Below are 16,517 nucleotides of genomic sequence, written 5' to 3' on the forward strand. Positions count from 1 at the left end.
CAGGCTTTTTATTCTTAGACTAAGAATTACTATTTCTCAGTTTCCTCTTTTTTAGCTTTGTCAGCTATAATTCTGGTTTCTTTATTAGCAACTTCCCAAGCAGTATGAAAAACTAAACGTGCTCTGTTTTCTAATAACTCATAGTTAATTTTATCTGGAGTATCAGTTGGTTTATGGTAATCAACGTGAGTTCCGTTAAAATAAAAGATAATTGGCACATTGTTTTTTACAAAGTTATAATGATCTGATCTGTAGTAAAAACGGTTAGGATCGTTCTCATCATTATATTTATAATCTAAGTTGATGTTGGTATATTTATCGTTCATAGCTTCAGAAATAGTATGTAATTCTGTACTTAACTTATCTGAACCAATTAAATATACGTAGTTAGGATCTGCTTTATGTCTGCTATCAGTTCTACCAATCATATCAATATTTAAATCACAAACTGTATTTTCTAAAGGAAAAATAGGATCTACATCTGTGTAGTATTTAGAACCTAAAAGTCCTTTTTCTTCTCCAGTTACGTGTAAAAATAAAATAGATCTTTTTGGCCCTTTACCAGCTTTTGCTGCCATTTGAAATGCTTCAGCAATTTCTAACATTGCAACAGTACCAGAACCATCATCATCTGCACCATTATAAACTTGACCATTTTTAACTCCTTCATGGTCTAAATGTGCAGAAATTACTACGATTTCTTCTGGTTTTTCAGAGCCTTCTATAAAAGCAACCACGTTTTCAGAATCTTTAAAAGTTCCTCTTCTCGTGTTTTTATTAATCCACTCTGCAGGTACTTCTTGAAAATAATCATCTCCACCAATTGGGCTCACAATACCTTGACTTACATAAAAGTTTTTTAAGTATTCTACAGCCATTTTTTGACCAGGTTCTCCAGTTTCTCTACCTTGAAATTCATCTGAGGCATAAGTAAAAAGGTGATTACCTAAATCTTTAGCTGTAATTGTTGCTGCGTATTTTGCTGCTTGATCTACATTTGCATCTTCTTTAGATGCTTCTTTGCTAGTACTGCAAGCCATAAAAGCGATTGCACCTGCAACATAAAGTATTTTTTTCATCGATTAAATTTAATTAATTTCTAAGATTAGTATTCAAAAATAACAAAAAGTTACAGCTTTATCAAAATTAGTTCCTCTTAATAACAAACTGTTTAAGATTCGAGTTGTATTTTATGATCTGATTAGGAAATAAATTATCTAAAGCTTGAGTTTTATTTAGTTCGTCAACAGATCCTGAAAGTACTTCATTATCTTTAAATAATACAATTGAATCAGAAAATTGAAGAGCTAAATTCACTTGATGTGTGGAAATTATAATAGTTTTTGATGTTTCATCTACCAGCTTTTTAAGAAGTGTAAAAATCTTTAACGTATGATGAAGATCTAAATGTGCTGTTGGCTCATCTAAAATAATGATATCTGTATCTTGTGCTAAAGCTCTTGCAATTAAAACGCGTTGTAATTGACCATCACTCAATTCGTAGAAATATTTTTGTTGAAGATGTTCAATCTCGGTTTGTTTTATAGCTGTTGAAATTTTTTCGATATCAACCTCAGATAATTTATCAATCCAATTCGTATAAGGTTGTCTCCCCAAAGCAACAAGCTCAAAAACGGTTAATTGACTTTCAGGTAAACGCTCTGTAAGCACTAAACTTAATAGCTTCGATATTTCTTTATTTGAATACAATTCTAATTTTTTCTCATTGATAAAAACCAGACCATTTAAAGGGTTTTGTACTTTTGCTAAGGTTCTTAAAAAAGTAGATTTACCTATTCCGTTTTTACCTAAAACTGTAATTAAATTTTGCTGTTTTAATTCTAAGTTGATGTCATTTGCTACAACAATTTTACTTTTTCTGCTTTGGTAACCAATACTTAAGTTTTCAGTTCTTAAAACGATATTTTCTTGCTTTTTATTCATGCTTAAATAAAAATTTTCTTTTTTCGAATTAATAACCAGATTACAACAGGGGCACCAAATAAAGAAGTAATAGCGTTTATTGGTAGCGTAAATTCACTTGTAGGTAACTGAGCAATTGCATCACAAATAAGCAATATAATTCCACCTAATAAAGCAACAGAAGGTATTAAGATTTTATGATTAGAAGTTGTAAAAAGCAATTTAGCAATATGAGGTACAGCTAGACCAACAAAAGCAATTGGTCCTGAAAAGGCAGTAATTACACCAGCTAAAATACTTGTGATTAATAAAATAATATTTCTATTTCTTTTAATGTTAATACCTAAACTTTTTGCATAATTTTCTCCCAGCAAAAAACTATTTAGAGGTTTAATAATGATTAAGCTACCTAACATACCAATACCATAAATAGACGCAAATACAGAAATTTCTGTCCAACTTAAATTTCCTAAACTACCAAAGCTCCAAAATAAATATTGTTGAATTTGTTCAGCTTGAGAAAAGTAGGCAAGAACACTAATTAAGGCCGAAGTTAAACTGCCAAACATTAAACCAATAATAAGTATTGACATAATGTTTCTAACTTTATTTGCTGCTACAATTACAGCTGTTAACACTAAAAAAGCTCCTAAACTCGCTGCAATTGGTAAAGACCAACTAGACAAGTTAGGTGATATTAGAATGCCTCCTAAAAAAGAAGATCCTAAAATTAAAAGAGCAACGCCTAAACTTGCCCCAGAAGAAATACCTAAAACAAATGGGCCTGCTAAAGGATTTCTAAATAAAGTTTGCATTAGTAAACCACAGATTGATAAACCAGAACCAACTAAAATAGCAGTAATTGCTTTTGGTAATCTATAATTTAAAATAATGGTAGTCCAACTTTCTTTAGTAGGTAATCCACCAAAAAGAGTTGTAAATATATCTTCTATAGGAATTGAAACTGAGCCTAGACTTACATTTACAAAGAACAATAACAGCAAAAGCCATGATAATATTATAAAATGTAGTGTGTAGTTTTTGGTTTGCATCAATACCTAATAATAAATTGATATTCGTTTAATAATTTTTCAAAAAGTCAACAAGTTTTTGCACAGCAATACCCCTATGAGAAATTTTGTTTTTTTCGGCAGCACTCATAGTTGAAAAAGATTCATTGTAATTGGTTGGTTTAAAGATAGGGTCATACCCAAAACCTTTATCACCTTGTTTACTATGTAAAATTTCACCTGTACAAATTCCTTCAAATAAAAACTGTTTATCGTCTAAATTTAAACAGATTGCTGTTCTAAACTGAGCATTTCTGTTTGATTTATTTTTTAGCTCATCAAGTAATTTTTGCATGTTTCGCTCAGCGCTTCTAGGTTCACCAGCAAATCTTGCAGAATAAACACCAGGTTTACCATCTAAAGCTTCTACTTCTAAACCAGTATCATCAGCAAAACAATTGTAACCGTAATTTTTGGTAATGTAATCTGCCTTTAGTTTAGCATTACCTTGTAAAGTGTTTTCGGTTTCGTCCACTTCTTCATTGCAATTAATGTCTTTTAAGCTTAATAATTCAATTGAGCTTGGCAACATTTCTTGTACTTCTTTTAATTTATTTAAATTGTTGGTGGCAAAAACGAGTTTCATTTATTTATTGAAAGTATTAGAGAAACAAAGTTACAAAGTTTTTGCTCCTTTTTAAGAAGATTAATAAGGTCTACTCATGATGATAGGGTTCATTCTTTAAAATGGTGAAACCTCTATACAATTGTTCAACGATAAAAAGACGAATCATTTGGTGAGAAAACGTCATTTTAGAAAGCGATATTTTACCTTGTGCTTTTTGGTATACAGCATCAGAAAAACCATAAGGACCACCAATAACTAAAACCAACTGTTTCAAACCAGCATTCATCTTTTTTTGTAAATATTTAGAAAACTCGATAGAAGTAAAATGCTTTCCTTTATCATCTAACAAAACCAAAACATCTGTATTTTGTAGTTTCTTTAAAATTTGTTCGCCCTCTTTTTCTTTCTGCTGAAGTTCGCTTAAATTTTTAACATTTTTAATGTCTGGTATAATATCTAACTCAAACTTTATATAGTGTTTTAAACGGTTTTGATACTCATCTATCAATAATGATAATTGTTTATTATCTGTTTTTCCTATCGCTAAAAGTTTAATTTTCATTTGTCAAAATTACGAATTATGACGTTTGAATTGCTATTTTTACATCACAATTAAATGATATGATTACAGAAGCACAATTTCAAAACGAGTTAGACTTAATTATAAAAAATGCCATTAGAGAAGATATAGGAGATGGAGATCATACCTCACTTTCTTGTATTCCTGCAGATGCAGAAGGCAAAGCAAAGTTATTGGTTAAAGATACAGGAGTTATTGCTGGTGTAGAATTTGCAAAACAGGTTTTTTCTTATGTTGATGCAGATTTGCAAGTAGAAACTTTTATAACTGATGGTGAAAATGTAAAATTTGGCGATATTGTTTTTCATGTTTCTGGTAAATCTAGATCTATTTTAATGGCAGAGCGTTTGGTGTTAAATGCCATGCAAAGAATGTCTGCAATAGCAACTAAAACTGCATTTTTTGCTAACCTGTTAAAAGGTACAGGTACTAAGGTTTTAGATACCAGAAAAACAACACCAGGAATTAGAGTTTTAGAAAAATGGGCTGTAAAAATTGGTGGAGGAGAAAATCATAGATTTGCCTTGTATGATATGGTTATGATAAAAGACAATCATATAGATTTTGCTGGAGGAATTACAGCAGCAATAACTAAAACTAAAAAATACTTAGCTGAAAAAAACTTAGATATTAAAATTATTGTAGAAGCTAGAAGTTTGAAAGAAATTGAGGAAATTTTATCGAATGAAGGTGTTTACAGAATTCTTATTGACAATTTTAATTATGAAGATACTAGAAAAGCAGTAGCATTAATTGGCGATAAATGTTTAACGGAATCTTCAGGAGGAATTAATGAAGATACGATTAGAAAATATGCAGAATGTGGAGTAGATTTTATTTCCTCAGGTGCTTTAACACACTCCGTTTATAATTTGGATTTGAGTTTAAAAGCCATTTAAAATAAGTGATGTTAGACTTTTTTGATAATGAAACTTTTACAAAAGTTGATTTTACGAAAACTAAAATCAGCAAAGGAGAATATGATAATTGTACATTCACGAATTGTAATTTTGAAAGTTTACATGCCTCAAACATTCAATTTGTGGAATGCGATTTTATAGATTGTAATTTTAGCAATACAATTGTCACCAATACTGTATTTAAAGAAATTTCATTTTTAAATTGTAAAATGATTGGCGTAAAATTCAATGAATGTGATCCTTTTTTGCTTCAATTTAGTTTTAAAGATTGTCAACTAAATTTTAGTTCTTTTTATCAATTAAAAATTCCGAATACTAAATTTATCAATTGTAATTTAGAGGAAGTAGATTTTACTGAGAGTATTTTAAGTAATGCATTGTTTGATAAATGCAATTTAAAAAACACCACTTTTGAAAGATCTAATATAGAAAAAACTGATTTTAGAACTTCTGCAAATTTTAGTTTTAGCTTAGAAGAAAACCAAGTAAAAGGTGCAAAATTTAGTAAAGAAAATCTTGTTGGTCTTTTATCAAAATATAAAATTGTTATAGATTAGTGGTATATGTCTAAAATTGCTGAAGATAAATTTGATAAAATTCCTGTGGTTAACTCTTTAGTTAAGCTAGGAAAAAAAATTAAGGTGCCTGGTTTAAAGGGCATGTCTTTGTACGATGTTTTAGAAATGTATTTAATAGGCATTGTAGAAGGAGCATTAACCACAAGAGCAAGTGGAATTGCTTACAGCTTTTTTATGGCTATTTTTCCTTTTCTTTTATTTATTCTAACCTTAATACCTTATGTGCCCATAGATGGTGCTCAAGAAGGTTTACTTTCTATTATTAGTGATGTTTTGCCACCCAAAACTTTTGATGCTGTTGATACAGTTATTATTGATATTATCAACAATCAATATGGAGGTTTGCTATCTTTTGGTTTTATAGGGTCTATTTTTTTAATGACTAATGGTGTAAATGCAATTTTTGGTGGATTTGAATTTTCGTATCACGTAAAAGAAATTCGTAATATTTTTAGAGCCTACTTTATAGCCATGTTTGTGTCTTTTGTAATTGTGGCTTTTCTATTAATAACTGTGGTTATAATAATCTTTTTTGAATTGATTTTAAAAGATTATGTAACCCTAGCTTGGTTAGAAGATAATTTAATTTGGATTCAATTAGTGCGTGGTTCTATATTCTTAGCCATGATATTTATTACAGTTTCTATGCTTTATCATTATGGAGTAAAAGAAGGTAAATACTCTAGATTCTTTTCTCCAGGAGCTGTTTTTACAACAGTTTTATCAGTATTGTCATTTTACCTTTTTGGTTTTTATGTTACTGAATTTGCAAAGTACAATGAGTTGTATGGTTCTATAGGTACCTTGTTAATTTTAATGCTATTTATTTGGCTAAATGCCATTATTCTTCTTTTAGGTTTCGAGTTAAACGCATCTATTTATTCTTTGCGTGTTCGAAATAAAAGCAAAGCTAGCCCTGAAAATTTGTAAGATTTTCACGATATTTGCACTCGCAAAAAAGTATCCATAAACAATATTTAGATTTTTTATTTACAAACAATGAATAACTAAATATTGATAACTGAATTATATGAAACCAAGCATTCCAAAAGGAACTAGAGATTTTTCACCAACAGAAGTAGCCAATCGTTCTTATATTATGAACACTATTAAAACTACTTTCGAAACTTTCGGATTTCAGCCCATAGAAACTCCGAGTTTTGAAAACTCATCAACTTTAATGGGTAAATATGGTGAAGAAGGTGATAGGCTTATTTTCAAAATTTTAAATTCTGGAGACTTTCTTAAGAAGGCAGATGCACAATTATTGGCAGATAAAGAAAGTACAAAAGTAACTTCACAGATTTCTGAAAAAGCTTTAAGGTATGATCTTACTGTGCCTTTTGCAAGGTATGTAGTTCAGCATCAAAATGAAATCACGTTTCCTTTTAAACGTTATCAAGTACAGCCTGTTTGGAGAGCAGATCGTCCTCAAAAAGGTCGTTTTAGAGAGTTTTATCAGTGTGATGCAGATGTAGTAGGTAGTAAATCTTTATGGCAAGAAGCAGAATTTATACAATTGTTTGATACTGTTTTTACTAAATTAGGTTTAACAGAAACTACTATAAAAATTAATAATAGAAAAATCTTATCTGGAATTGCAGAAGTAATTGGGGCTCAAGATAAACTGATAGATTTTACTGTTGCTTTAGATAAGTTAGATAAAATTGGGCAAGCTAAAGTAGAAGAAGAAATGCTAGCAAAAGGTATTTCTGAAGAAGCCATTCAAAAAGTACAACCATTATTTAATTTTAAAGGCTCTAACCTAGAAAATTTAGATGCTTTAGATCTTATGTTAGCTGCTTCAGATGAGGGCTTACAAGGTGTTAAAGAATTAAGATTTGTAATAAATGCAACTACAGAATTAGGCTTGCAATCTGCAAATTTAGAAGTAGATGTAACTTTGGCCAGAGGTTTAAATTATTACACAGGAGCAATTTTTGAAGTTTCAGCACCAAAAGGCGTGAAAATGGGTTCTATTGGAGGAGGAGGAAGATATGATGATTTAACTGGTATTTTCGGAATGAAAGATGTTTCTGGAGTAGGAATTTCTTTTGGTTTAGACCGAATTTATTTAGTGCTAGAAGAACTGGGTTTATTCAAATCTGTAGATTTACCTAAGCCTAAAGTATTGTTTATTAATTTTGGAGATGCTGAAGGTTTGTATTGCATGAAAGCCATTTCTGAACTTAGAAAATACAATATTAAAGCAGAATTATATCCAGATGCTGCTAAGATGAAAAAGCAAATGACGTATGCTAATAACAGAGCAATAGAATATGTGGTTTTAGCTGGTTCTCAAGAAGTAGCACAAGAGGTATTCACATTAAAAAATATGATTACTGGAGAACAACAACAATGTTCTAAAGCAGAATTAGTAAATAAATTACAATAAAGATTTCTTTTAAGAGGCAGTAGTTGTCAATAATTATACATCAATAATGATTATTGATACAAAAGATGATAAAATACGTTGCAAACACGTAAATTTGCAAAATAATTACGTTTCAATAAGTTTGAATTAAATACCATAATGAACGAAGAAAGAATTGAAGAAATAGGAGAAAACCACGTAGGTACTTCTGCAAAAACTCCATTAAGAGCAGATGCTTTTGATATTTCTGATGATGAAAAAATAAAGAGAATTGAAGAAAGTGTTAAAGATATTTTAAACACTTTAGGTATGGATTTAACAGATGATAGTTTGCAAGGAACTCCAAAGAGAGTGGCTAAAGCCTTTGTAAATGAAATCTTTATGGGTTTAAATCCGAAACATAAACCAAAGGCATCTACATTTGATAATAATTACAATTATGGTGAAATGTTAGTAGAAAAAAACATTGTGGTTTATTCTACTTGCGAGCACCATTTATTACCTATCATTGGTAGAGCACATGTTGCTTATATATCAGATGGTAAAGTAATAGGTTTATCTAAAATGAATAGAATTGTTGAGTACTTTGCAAAAAGACCTCAAGTTCAAGAGCGTTTAACAATGCAAGTTGTACAAGCAATGCAAGAAGCACTTGGTACAGATGATGTAGCTTGTGTTATTGATGCAAAGCATTTATGTGTAAATTCAAGAGGAATTAAAGATATTGAAAGCTCTACAGTAACTGCAGAGTTTGGTGGTAAGTTTAAAAATAAAGAAACAAAAAGAGAGTTTTTAGATTATTTAAAACTAGAAACAGAATTTGATTGATTTTAGCCATAGACTTCAATAAAAAAAGAGCTTGTGTATTTTATACAAGCTCTTTTTTTATGAGGCAATTTTATATTTTAATTGGAGTTTACCTTTTTCATTTTGAAAATCAAATTCAATTTTTCCAAGCTCAATTTGATGCTTAGCTTGAATCTCATTTATAAGTAATTGGTATTTAAGTTGTGTTTTATTTACTTCTTCTGCATACTTACTTTTATTTATAGATAATTTTATTTCATTAGATCCATATTTAGTTTCTAGATTAATCAATTCTTGTTTCATTTCAAAACTTAATTTGTCAATCTTTACTGTTGTTGAATGATTTAAAGCTGTAGACTTTGTCTTTAACCTATATTCTAAAACATTGTATTCCTTTTTAAATTTTAACAAAGCCATTTTATTAGTTTGACTAAAAACAGATAGCGATAAAAAAAATAATATTGTTGTAGTTAATACTTTCATTTAAATAGATTTTTTATAAAAATAAGAATTTGATTGACGATTTAAACTATTTTTAGAATTATTCTATATTTTTTGCGACACTTTTAAAATTTTCACGTTCTTATAGTGTAAACAAAATCAACCAACTAATTTTTTGAATACCAAACAACTCATACAAGGATGTAAATCTAACAATTACCAAGCCCAAATGCAGGTTTATAATGCTTATAAAAATATGATGTTTGGAACAGCAGTAAGAATTTTAAAGAGTAGAGAAGAAGCCGAAGATATAGTTCAAGATTGTTTTATAAAAGCATTCGAAAAAATAACTCATTTAAAAGAGGATGCAAATTTAGGTGCTTGGTTAAAAAGAATTGTAATTAATAAATCTATAGATGTTTCTAAATCAAAACACAAGTTCATAGTATCTGACGAATACGATGCTTTAGAAAAAGAAGAAGAAGAAATTAATGATAATTTAGAGCAAACTCCATCTATAAAATTTGTTAAAGAATGTATGGCTAGTTTAAAAGATAAATACAGTGTTGTGCTTTCTCTTTATTTGATAGAAGAGTATACTCATAAGGAGATAGCAGAAATGCTAAATACCAAAGAAAGTACTATTAGAAATCAATTTAGAAGAGGAAAACAACAACTATTAAAATTGATTAAAAAACAAGATTTATGAAATTAGAAGATTTTATTAAAGACAATAAAAGCTCCTTTTCAAATGAGCAAATATCTAAAAAAGCTGATGCTAATTTTGAGAAAATGTTAAAACAAAAATTACATCAACCTAAAAAAAGTAGAGTTGTGTATTTAAGATATATGTCTGTAGCTGCCTGTCTTGCAATCATTTTTTCTCTTGCGTTTTGGTTTACAAACAGAGACTCAATTTCTAAAGAAGAACAAGAATTATTGGCAAACTTAGATGCAGATTCAGCAGGAAAACGTTTAGAAGGTGTTTATGCCTTTAATGATGAATATCAAAAAGAAGATACTAGAATAATAAACAGACTAATTCAAATTTTGCATCAAGATGAAAATGCAAATGTAAAAATTGCAACGATTGATGGTTTATTGCAATTTCCAAAAAATGAAAAAATAAGAAAGAATTTAATAACTGCTCTAGAGAATGAAGATAAACCTTTGGTGCAAATTAAATTAATAAAAGCATTAAGTATTTTAAGAGAAAATCGTGCACAAAAACCTCTTGAAAAAATCATTAATAGTAAACAAACATATCCTATAGTTAAAAATAATGCAACATTAGCTATGGCAAATATTAATAAATAATATCATGAAAAATATAAAATTAATTTTTACAGTAATATTTCTAATTGTGTTTTGTGCGATAAATGCACAAGAGAAAAAAATAAAGTTTAATAAAGGAACTTTAAGAATTTGTTCCTCTAAACAGTTTCAGATAGAGGGTTATGATGGAGATGAAGTTATCATTAAAAGTCTACATGAAAAAAGAGAAGAGAACTCACCTTGGGTTGTAAGGGGATATGCTAAATCAAAAAATTTAGCCAAAGTAAGTTCAACAACAATAAAAAGTAAAGACTCCATATCAAATTCTAATTTTGTTTTTTTTAATGTAGATAATGATAGAAAAAAGGGACTTAAGAAGTTAGGTAAAAAGAATCAAAATGCTGATTTGGGTATTTATTTTACTATAGAGGAAAGAGATGGAGAACTGCTTTTCAAAGACCAAAATCAAGTTCGTTTTATTATGGCAAGCAATGAAAGATATTTGGTGAAAATTCCAAACACAATAAAACTAAATTGGTCTACAAATAATTGTAGTGAAGAATCTAAGAATAGTCAAGTTCGATTTTTTAATTCAAAAGCCTCAAGTTTATCATATTTTAAAGGAGAGGTAGAAATAACATCAACCCTTAATAATATGAAATTGAAAGATGTTTCTGGTCCTGTTACTGTAAATACAATTGGAGGAAATGTTACTATCGAATTTGAAAAAGAATATCCTAAAGGTATCTTTTCTATATACAGTAATAACGGATTTATAGATGTTCAAATTCCTAATAAGTCTAGTTTACTTATAGATGCTATTGGTAAATCTGTTTATAGTGATGTAGATTTTAAGGTGTTAGAAGAAAAAGAAATGGATGATTTTGGTCATATAAATACTAGGATGAAATTAAAATATAACACAGGTAAATATAAGATGAAATTAAATAGTGGTTATGGAACTGTTTACTTAAGAAAACTTTAGTTTAATTAAGTTATAACAAAAAAACCGTTTAGATATTTCTAAACGGTTTTTTGTTTTTTATAAACGGATTAAGAATACGTTTAAAATTATGTTTTGTATGGTTTTTGTATGGCTCAATATTTTCATTTATATAAACTATTCAGTTAGCTTTACAAATAGCGTATTCACTAAATTTACTCTTATGTTAAAATACTTTCTTAGTGCACTAATTATTTTTCTTAGTTTTTCAATAAACTGTCAAACAACACAAGTTGGTAGTGGTAGTTATACAAATTCACATCCTGGAACAGATGAAGCAGGTAGAAATGGTTTTCCTTCAGGTACACCACAATTGTCTGGTAATGCTATAGGTAAACCAGTTCCAACAAATGACTGGTGGTCTAAGTTAGTTAAAGAAAATCATGCAGATAATTTATTCAATTATCCAATGACAATGAAAACTACAAATACAGGTTTAATTGTTACGTATATTCCTTGGGGAGTTATTGGAGATTCTGCTCCCATAGAAGTTAGTCTTCAAGGTTTGTCTACAGATAAAACCACAGTTTATGATTATTCAGATTGGACAGTTACCATGAATTGGAAAGATACAGACAATGAAATGAATGTAACTTCAGGAATTGGTATGCCATTTTTATATTACGAAAAAGATGCAGATGATGTTGTGGAAATAAAAGTGAATTCAGGTTCAGCAACTGTTAATAATGAAGTATTAATTATAGAAAACGCATCTGGAGACGAAGATTTTGTATTCTATGCACCAATTGGTAGTGTATGGAATCAATCAGGTGCAACCTATACATCAACCTTAAATGGTAAAACGTATTGGTCAATGGCAATGTTGCCACAAAATACCAGTAATGTTAATGATGTAGTTGAAGATCTAAAAAAGTATGCGTACGTTTTTCCAACAAATACAACTACAAATTGGAGTTATGATGAAGCAACATCTAAAGTGGCTACAACTTTTACAGTTACCACAGATGTTAAAGAAGGATCTAACTCCAATATGTTACTAGGCTTATTGCCTCATCAATGGTATAATACAAGTTCTAATTCTCCTGTACCAAGTTCTTATACTTATGCATCTGTAAGAGGTGAGTTAAAAATGCAAGAAGGAAATAGCTTTACAGTAGAAAATACATTTAAAGGAATTTTACCAACAATACCTTATTTAGCAAATTACAGCACAGGATTTAGTCCTGCTGAGCTTGAGAGTAAAATTTCTCAAATTGAAAATGATGGTTTAGCAACTTGGACGGATTCTTACAATGAAGGTCAAGTTATGAATCGTTTAATTCAAACAGCCAGAATTGCTGATCAAACAGGAAATACAGCTGCAAGAGATAAAATGATAGCCACTGTTAAAGAGCGTTTAGAAGATTGGTTAAGTTATGAGTCTGGAGAAAAAGCATTTTTGTTTTATTATAATGATACTTGGTCTGCTTTATTAGGTTATCCTTCAGGTCATGGACAAGATACAAACATCAATGATCATCATTTTCACTGGGGATATTTTATTCATGCTGCTGCTTTTATGGAACAGTTTGAACCTGGTTGGGCTTCAAAATGGGGGCCAATGATAAACACTTTAATAAAGGATGCAGCTTCAGCAGATAGAAGTGATGCCTTATTTCCATTTTTGAGAAATTTTAGTCCCTATGCAGGCCACAGTTGGGCCAATGGCTTTGCAACCTTTCCTCAAGGAAATGATCAAGAATCAACTTCAGAAAGTATGCAATTTGCTTCGTCTTTAATTCATTGGGGAACAATTACTGAGAACGATGCAATAAGAGATTTAGGAATATATATTTATACCACAGAACAAACAGCCGTAGAAGAATATTGGTTTGATGTTTATGAACGTAATTTTCAATCATCACAACAATACAGTTTGGTGTCTAGAGTTTGGGGTAATTCTTATGATAATGGCACTTTTTGGACAGCAGATATTGAAGCAGCTTATGGTATTGAGATGTATCCCATTCATGGAGGTTCTTTTTACCTTGGGCATAATCAACAATATGCACAGAAATTATGGGCGGAAATCGAAGCAAATACGGTTGTTTTAAATAATCAAGAACATCCAAATTTATGGTACGATACTTATTGGAAATATTTGTCTATGTCAAACCCACAAAAAGCAGTCGATTTATATAATGATTATCCAGAAAGAAACTTAAAATTTGGTATTTCTGATGCTCAAACTTATCATTGGCTACATTCGGTTAATGCAATGGGTGTTGTAGATGCTACAATTACAGCAAATTATCCTATTGCAGCAGTTTTTAAGCAAAATGGAGAAACAACATACGTTGCGCATAATTATTCTGATAATGAAATTACGGTTTCTTTTTCAGACGGATTTCAATTAACGGTTCCTTCAAATCAAATGAAAACAAATAGAGATTTAGATGTCTCTGGAGTTTTATCATCAGATTTTGCCCAAGCTTTTCCAAATGGTAGTGTAAATTTAACAGCCACTGTTTCTGGAAGTGGAATTACTAAGGTTGAGTTTTTTGATGGAACCACATCTATAGGTGAAGACACATCAGCTCCATACGAACTTAAAGCAGCTAATTTAGGATTGGGTATTCATGGTTTTTACGCTAAAGTTTATGTAAACAATCAATTTAGTGTTACCAATATTGTTGAAGTACAAATAGGGGAACAAGTACCTTATTTAGGTACTCCTAATAGTATTCCTGGTGAAATTGAAGCAGGTTTTTATGATAAGTTTGAAGGTGGAATTGGGCAAGGCATTACTTATGTTGATACATCTGTGGGAAATAATGGAGATTTCAGAACAGAAGAAAATATAGATGCCATTTCTGTAAATGGAGAAGGAGCAACAATAGGTTGGATTACTGCAGGAGAATGGATGGAGTATACAGTTGATGTACAAACTGCTGGAGTTTATGATCTAAGTTTTAGATATACATCTGGTAATGAAAGTGGAGGAGGTCCTTTTTATTTTGAAATTGATGGCACTAAAATTAGTCCAGATATGTCTGTGGGCTATACCTCAGATTGGGATGCTTGGCAAACTAAGAATGTTTCAGATATTCAGTTAACTAAAGGTGAAAATGTGTTGAGATTATTTATAGAAAATGGGGAGTTCAATTTAGGTAAAATGACATTTAGTTATAAAGAAGCACTGCCTTTTGTTCCTCCAGTTGCTAATGCAGGTACAAACGTTTCTGTGATACTACCTGATTCAACTGCAATGCTAGATGGTTCTGCAAGTAATGATCCTGAAGGACAAAATATAACTTATAATTGGGAGCAAATTTATGGGCCTTCAACGATCATTTTTGATAACAATACAATTGCTTCACCAACTATTTCTAATTTGGTAGATGGTATTTATAAATGCAAATTATCTGTAGATGATGGTACTTATCAAGATTCTGATGAGGTTTTGGTAATAGTTTCAAATAATGGAAATGTAAATCCGACTATTTCAATTACAGCACCAAATAACAATGCTGCCTTTAAAGAAGGAGAACAAATTACTATTTCAGCATCTGCTAGTGATTTAGATGGTACAATTGCTTTAGTAGAGTATTTTAGAGGTACTACAAAATTGGGTGAAGTTTCTAATTCACCTTATAGTTTTGTTTGGGAAAATGCAAGTATTGGTTCACATCAAATTAAAGCTGTAGCTACCGATAATTCTGGGGCAACAACTACATCAGAAGAAATTTCAATTACAGTATCAGAAGAACAAAAATGTGAAGAGGTTTCCTCTGAAGCAAGTCAAGGAAGTTTTTCACAAGGATATCGTGTGTCTTTTGAAACCATAGGAACTTCGGTTAAAATTCAATTTGAGTTGTTAGATACAGATAAAAATGGTGTCGTAGCTTATTTATGGAAACAAACTCCATTTACAGAATCTCAGATGAATCAAGAATCAGGAAATATATTTTCTAGTACAGTTGGTGGTTTATCAATAGGTGAAACTATTAGTTATGCATGTAAATTTGCTTATGCAGGTGGCTTATCTGCGACTAAATATTTTAACTATGTTGTTGGGAATAGTTGTTCAGGTAGTAATTCTGATACAACTCCCCCAGATAATTTTACGGCAAGTATTGGCAATGTGAGTGCATCAACAGTAGAAATTTTTTTAAATTCTACAGATGATTCAGGAAAAGTAATTTATGACGTTACTTATGGCAATAATACTGAATCTATAAATAGTGATTCTGGAGTTCAAAAATCAATAATGATAAGTGGTTTAACAGCAGATACTTTATATGATTTTAGTGTTTCTGCAAAAGATTTATCTGGAAATGAGGCTACTAATAATTCAATAAGTTTACAAGCAACCACGTTAGAAAATACAAATTCTGAATGTTCAGGAACAGAAAGTGAAGCAATACAAGGTGAGTTTTCTTTAGGTTATACTTATGAATTTATCACAAATGGCTCAGAAGTTACTTTTACTTTCGAATTGTTAGATACAGATAAAACAGGAGTTGTAGCTTATTTATGGAAGCAATCTCCATTTTCGGAAACTCAAATGAGTGCTGAATCTGGTAATCGATTTTCAACAACTGTAAGCGGATTTTCAGCAGGTGAATCTATTAGCTATGCTTGTAAATTTGCTTTTGCTGGTGGTTTAGCAGTTACTAAATATTTTACTTATACTGTTGGTGAAAGTTGTTCTTTAAGTACTGCAGAAAATGTTTTAAAATCGGCTTTAAAGATGTATCCTAATCCTGTGATTAATGAATTAAATATTGATTTACAAGATATTGCACTTTCAAAAATAGAAATCTACTCAGTAGTTGGTAAACGATTAAAGGTTTACAAAACAGAATTAAATAAAATAAATCTTGAAGACCTTTCTAGTGGGTTGTATCTAATAAAAGTATACGCTGATGGCCTCAGTTATACTTCAAAGTTTATCAAAAAATAGAGAATACATCTAATTACAGCATCATATAAAAAAACCGTTTAGAGATTTCTAAACGGTTTTTTTAAATGTATA

15 protein-coding genes are annotated in these 16,517 nt (G+C 30.2%); 9 read left to right on the plus strand and 6 right to left on the minus strand.

Going from position 1 to position 16,517, the window contains the following annotated elements; all coding sequences use genetic code 11:
* Positions 1-29 precede the first annotated feature (29 nt).
* The 5 genes from MED152_RS00685 to rlmH form a co-directional block, all read right to left on the minus strand.
* Positions 30-1,079 carry a M28 family metallopeptidase gene (locus tag MED152_RS00685; protein ID WP_015479914.1) on the minus strand — a complete coding sequence of 350 codons (1,050 nt, stop codon included), beginning with the start codon at positions 1,077-1,079 and terminating at the stop codon, positions 30-32.
* 67 nt (positions 1,080-1,146) lie between these two features.
* On the minus strand, positions 1,147-1,944 hold the full coding sequence (locus MED152_RS00690; RefSeq protein ID WP_015479915.1) for an ABC transporter ATP-binding protein: 798 nt from the start codon (positions 1,942-1,944) through the stop codon (positions 1,147-1,149).
* A 2-nt stretch (positions 1,945-1,946) separates the two neighbouring features.
* The gene (locus MED152_RS00695) at positions 1,947-2,975 is read right to left on the minus strand and encodes an iron ABC transporter permease (RefSeq protein WP_015479916.1); all 1,029 of its coding nucleotides are present in this window, start codon (positions 2,973-2,975) and stop codon (positions 1,947-1,949) included.
* A 28-nt stretch (positions 2,976-3,003) separates the two neighbouring features.
* A complete protein-coding gene (locus MED152_RS00700) occupies positions 3,004-3,579 on the minus strand; it encodes a non-canonical purine NTP diphosphatase (RefSeq protein WP_015479917.1) in 576 nt (191 codons plus the stop codon).
* A gap of 70 nt (positions 3,580-3,649) precedes the next feature.
* A complete protein-coding gene (gene rlmH, locus MED152_RS00705; RefSeq protein ID WP_015479918.1) occupies positions 3,650-4,123 on the minus strand; it encodes a 23S rRNA (pseudouridine(1915)-N(3))-methyltransferase RlmH in 474 nt (157 codons plus the stop codon).
* Positions 4,124-4,182: 59 nt separating this feature from the next.
* Here rlmH and nadC point away from each other — a divergent pair, with 59 nt between their 5' ends.
* The 5 genes from nadC (at position 4,183) to folE (ending at position 8,841) form a co-directional block, all read left to right on the plus strand.
* Positions 4,183-5,040, plus strand: a complete 858-nt coding sequence (gene nadC / locus MED152_RS00710; RefSeq protein ID WP_015479919.1) for a carboxylating nicotinate-nucleotide diphosphorylase — start codon at positions 4,183-4,185, stop codon at positions 5,038-5,040.
* Positions 5,041-5,048: 8 nt separating this feature from the next.
* Entirely contained in the window at positions 5,049-5,618 is a 570-nt protein-coding gene (locus MED152_RS00715; protein WP_015479920.1) for a pentapeptide repeat-containing protein, read from the plus strand.
* A 6-nt stretch (positions 5,619-5,624) separates the two neighbouring features.
* A complete protein-coding gene (locus MED152_RS00720; RefSeq protein WP_015479921.1) occupies positions 5,625-6,569 on the plus strand; it encodes a YihY/virulence factor BrkB family protein in 945 nt (314 codons plus the stop codon).
* Between the two features lie 100 nt (positions 6,570-6,669).
* The gene (gene hisS / locus MED152_RS00725) at positions 6,670-8,034 is read left to right on the plus strand and encodes a histidine--tRNA ligase (RefSeq protein ID WP_015479922.1); all 1,365 of its coding nucleotides are present in this window, start codon (positions 6,670-6,672) and stop codon (positions 8,032-8,034) included.
* 138 nt (positions 8,035-8,172) lie between these two features.
* The gene (gene folE / locus MED152_RS00730) at positions 8,173-8,841 is read left to right on the plus strand and encodes a GTP cyclohydrolase I FolE (RefSeq protein ID WP_015479923.1); all 669 of its coding nucleotides are present in this window, start codon (positions 8,173-8,175) and stop codon (positions 8,839-8,841) included.
* A 57-nt stretch (positions 8,842-8,898) separates the two neighbouring features.
* Here the strand turns inward: folE and MED152_RS00735 are convergent, their stop codons facing one another.
* Positions 8,899-9,303 carry a hypothetical protein gene (locus MED152_RS00735; protein ID WP_015479924.1) on the minus strand — a complete coding sequence of 135 codons (405 nt, stop codon included), beginning with the start codon at positions 9,301-9,303 and terminating at the stop codon, positions 8,899-8,901.
* A 133-nt stretch (positions 9,304-9,436) separates the two neighbouring features.
* Between MED152_RS00735 and MED152_RS00740 the strand changes: the two genes are divergently transcribed.
* The 4 genes from MED152_RS00740 (at position 9,437) to MED152_RS00755 (ending at position 16,445) form a co-directional block, all read left to right on the plus strand.
* Entirely contained in the window at positions 9,437-9,970 is a 534-nt protein-coding gene (locus MED152_RS00740; RefSeq protein ID WP_041383259.1) for an RNA polymerase sigma factor, read from the plus strand.
* Positions 9,967-10,578, plus strand: coding sequence for a HEAT repeat domain-containing protein (locus MED152_RS00745; RefSeq protein ID WP_015479926.1), 612 nt, complete (start codon positions 9,967-9,969; stop codon positions 10,576-10,578). The genes MED152_RS00740 and MED152_RS00745 overlap by 4 nt, the downstream gene beginning before the upstream one ends.
* Before the next feature lie 4 nt (positions 10,579-10,582).
* Entirely contained in the window at positions 10,583-11,521 is a 939-nt protein-coding gene (locus MED152_RS00750; protein WP_015479927.1) for a hypothetical protein, read from the plus strand.
* Positions 11,522-11,702: 181 nt separating this feature from the next.
* Entirely contained in the window at positions 11,703-16,445 is a 4,743-nt protein-coding gene (locus MED152_RS00755) for a glycosyl hydrolase (RefSeq protein WP_015479928.1), read from the plus strand.
* Positions 16,446-16,517 lie beyond the last annotated feature (72 nt).

The organism is Polaribacter sp. MED152, assembly GCF_000152945.2.
In the GTDB taxonomy this organism is placed as follows: Bacteria; Bacteroidota; Bacteroidia; order Flavobacteriales; family Flavobacteriaceae; genus Polaribacter.

What these genes read in the sequence shown, in the direction of transcription:
- MED152_RS00685 (WP_015479914.1), bottom strand. Translation starts at nt 1,079, where the DNA reads ATGAAAAAAATACTTTATGTTGCAGGTGCAATCGCTTTTATGGCTTGC.
- MED152_RS00690 (WP_015479915.1), bottom strand. Translation starts at nt 1,944, where the DNA reads ATGAATAAAAAGCAAGAAAATATCGTTTTAAGAACTGAAAACTTAAGT.
- MED152_RS00695 (WP_015479916.1), bottom strand. Translation starts at nt 2,975, where the DNA reads ATGCAAACCAAAAACTACACACTACATTTTATAATATTATCATGGCTT.
- MED152_RS00700 (WP_015479917.1), bottom strand. Translation starts at nt 3,579, where the DNA reads ATGAAACTCGTTTTTGCCACCAACAATTTAAATAAATTAAAAGAAGTA.
- rlmH (WP_015479918.1), bottom strand. Translation starts at nt 4,123, where the DNA reads ATGAAAATTAAACTTTTAGCGATAGGAAAAACAGATAATAAACAATTA.
- nadC (WP_015479919.1), top strand. Translation starts at nt 4,183, where the DNA reads ATGATTACAGAAGCACAATTTCAAAACGAGTTAGACTTAATTATAAAA.
- MED152_RS00715 (WP_015479920.1), top strand. Translation starts at nt 5,049, where the DNA reads ATGTTAGACTTTTTTGATAATGAAACTTTTACAAAAGTTGATTTTACG.
- MED152_RS00720 (WP_015479921.1), top strand. Translation starts at nt 5,625, where the DNA reads ATGTCTAAAATTGCTGAAGATAAATTTGATAAAATTCCTGTGGTTAAC.
- hisS (WP_015479922.1), top strand. Translation starts at nt 6,670, where the DNA reads ATGAAACCAAGCATTCCAAAAGGAACTAGAGATTTTTCACCAACAGAA.
- folE (WP_015479923.1), top strand. Translation starts at nt 8,173, where the DNA reads ATGAACGAAGAAAGAATTGAAGAAATAGGAGAAAACCACGTAGGTACT.
- MED152_RS00735 (WP_015479924.1), bottom strand. Translation starts at nt 9,303, where the DNA reads ATGAAAGTATTAACTACAACAATATTATTTTTTTTATCGCTATCTGTT.
- MED152_RS00745 (WP_015479926.1), top strand. Translation starts at nt 9,967, where the DNA reads ATGAAATTAGAAGATTTTATTAAAGACAATAAAAGCTCCTTTTCAAAT.
- MED152_RS00750 (WP_015479927.1), top strand. Translation starts at nt 10,583, where the DNA reads ATGAAAAATATAAAATTAATTTTTACAGTAATATTTCTAATTGTGTTT.
- MED152_RS00755 (WP_015479928.1), top strand. Translation starts at nt 11,703, where the DNA reads ATGTTAAAATACTTTCTTAGTGCACTAATTATTTTTCTTAGTTTTTCA.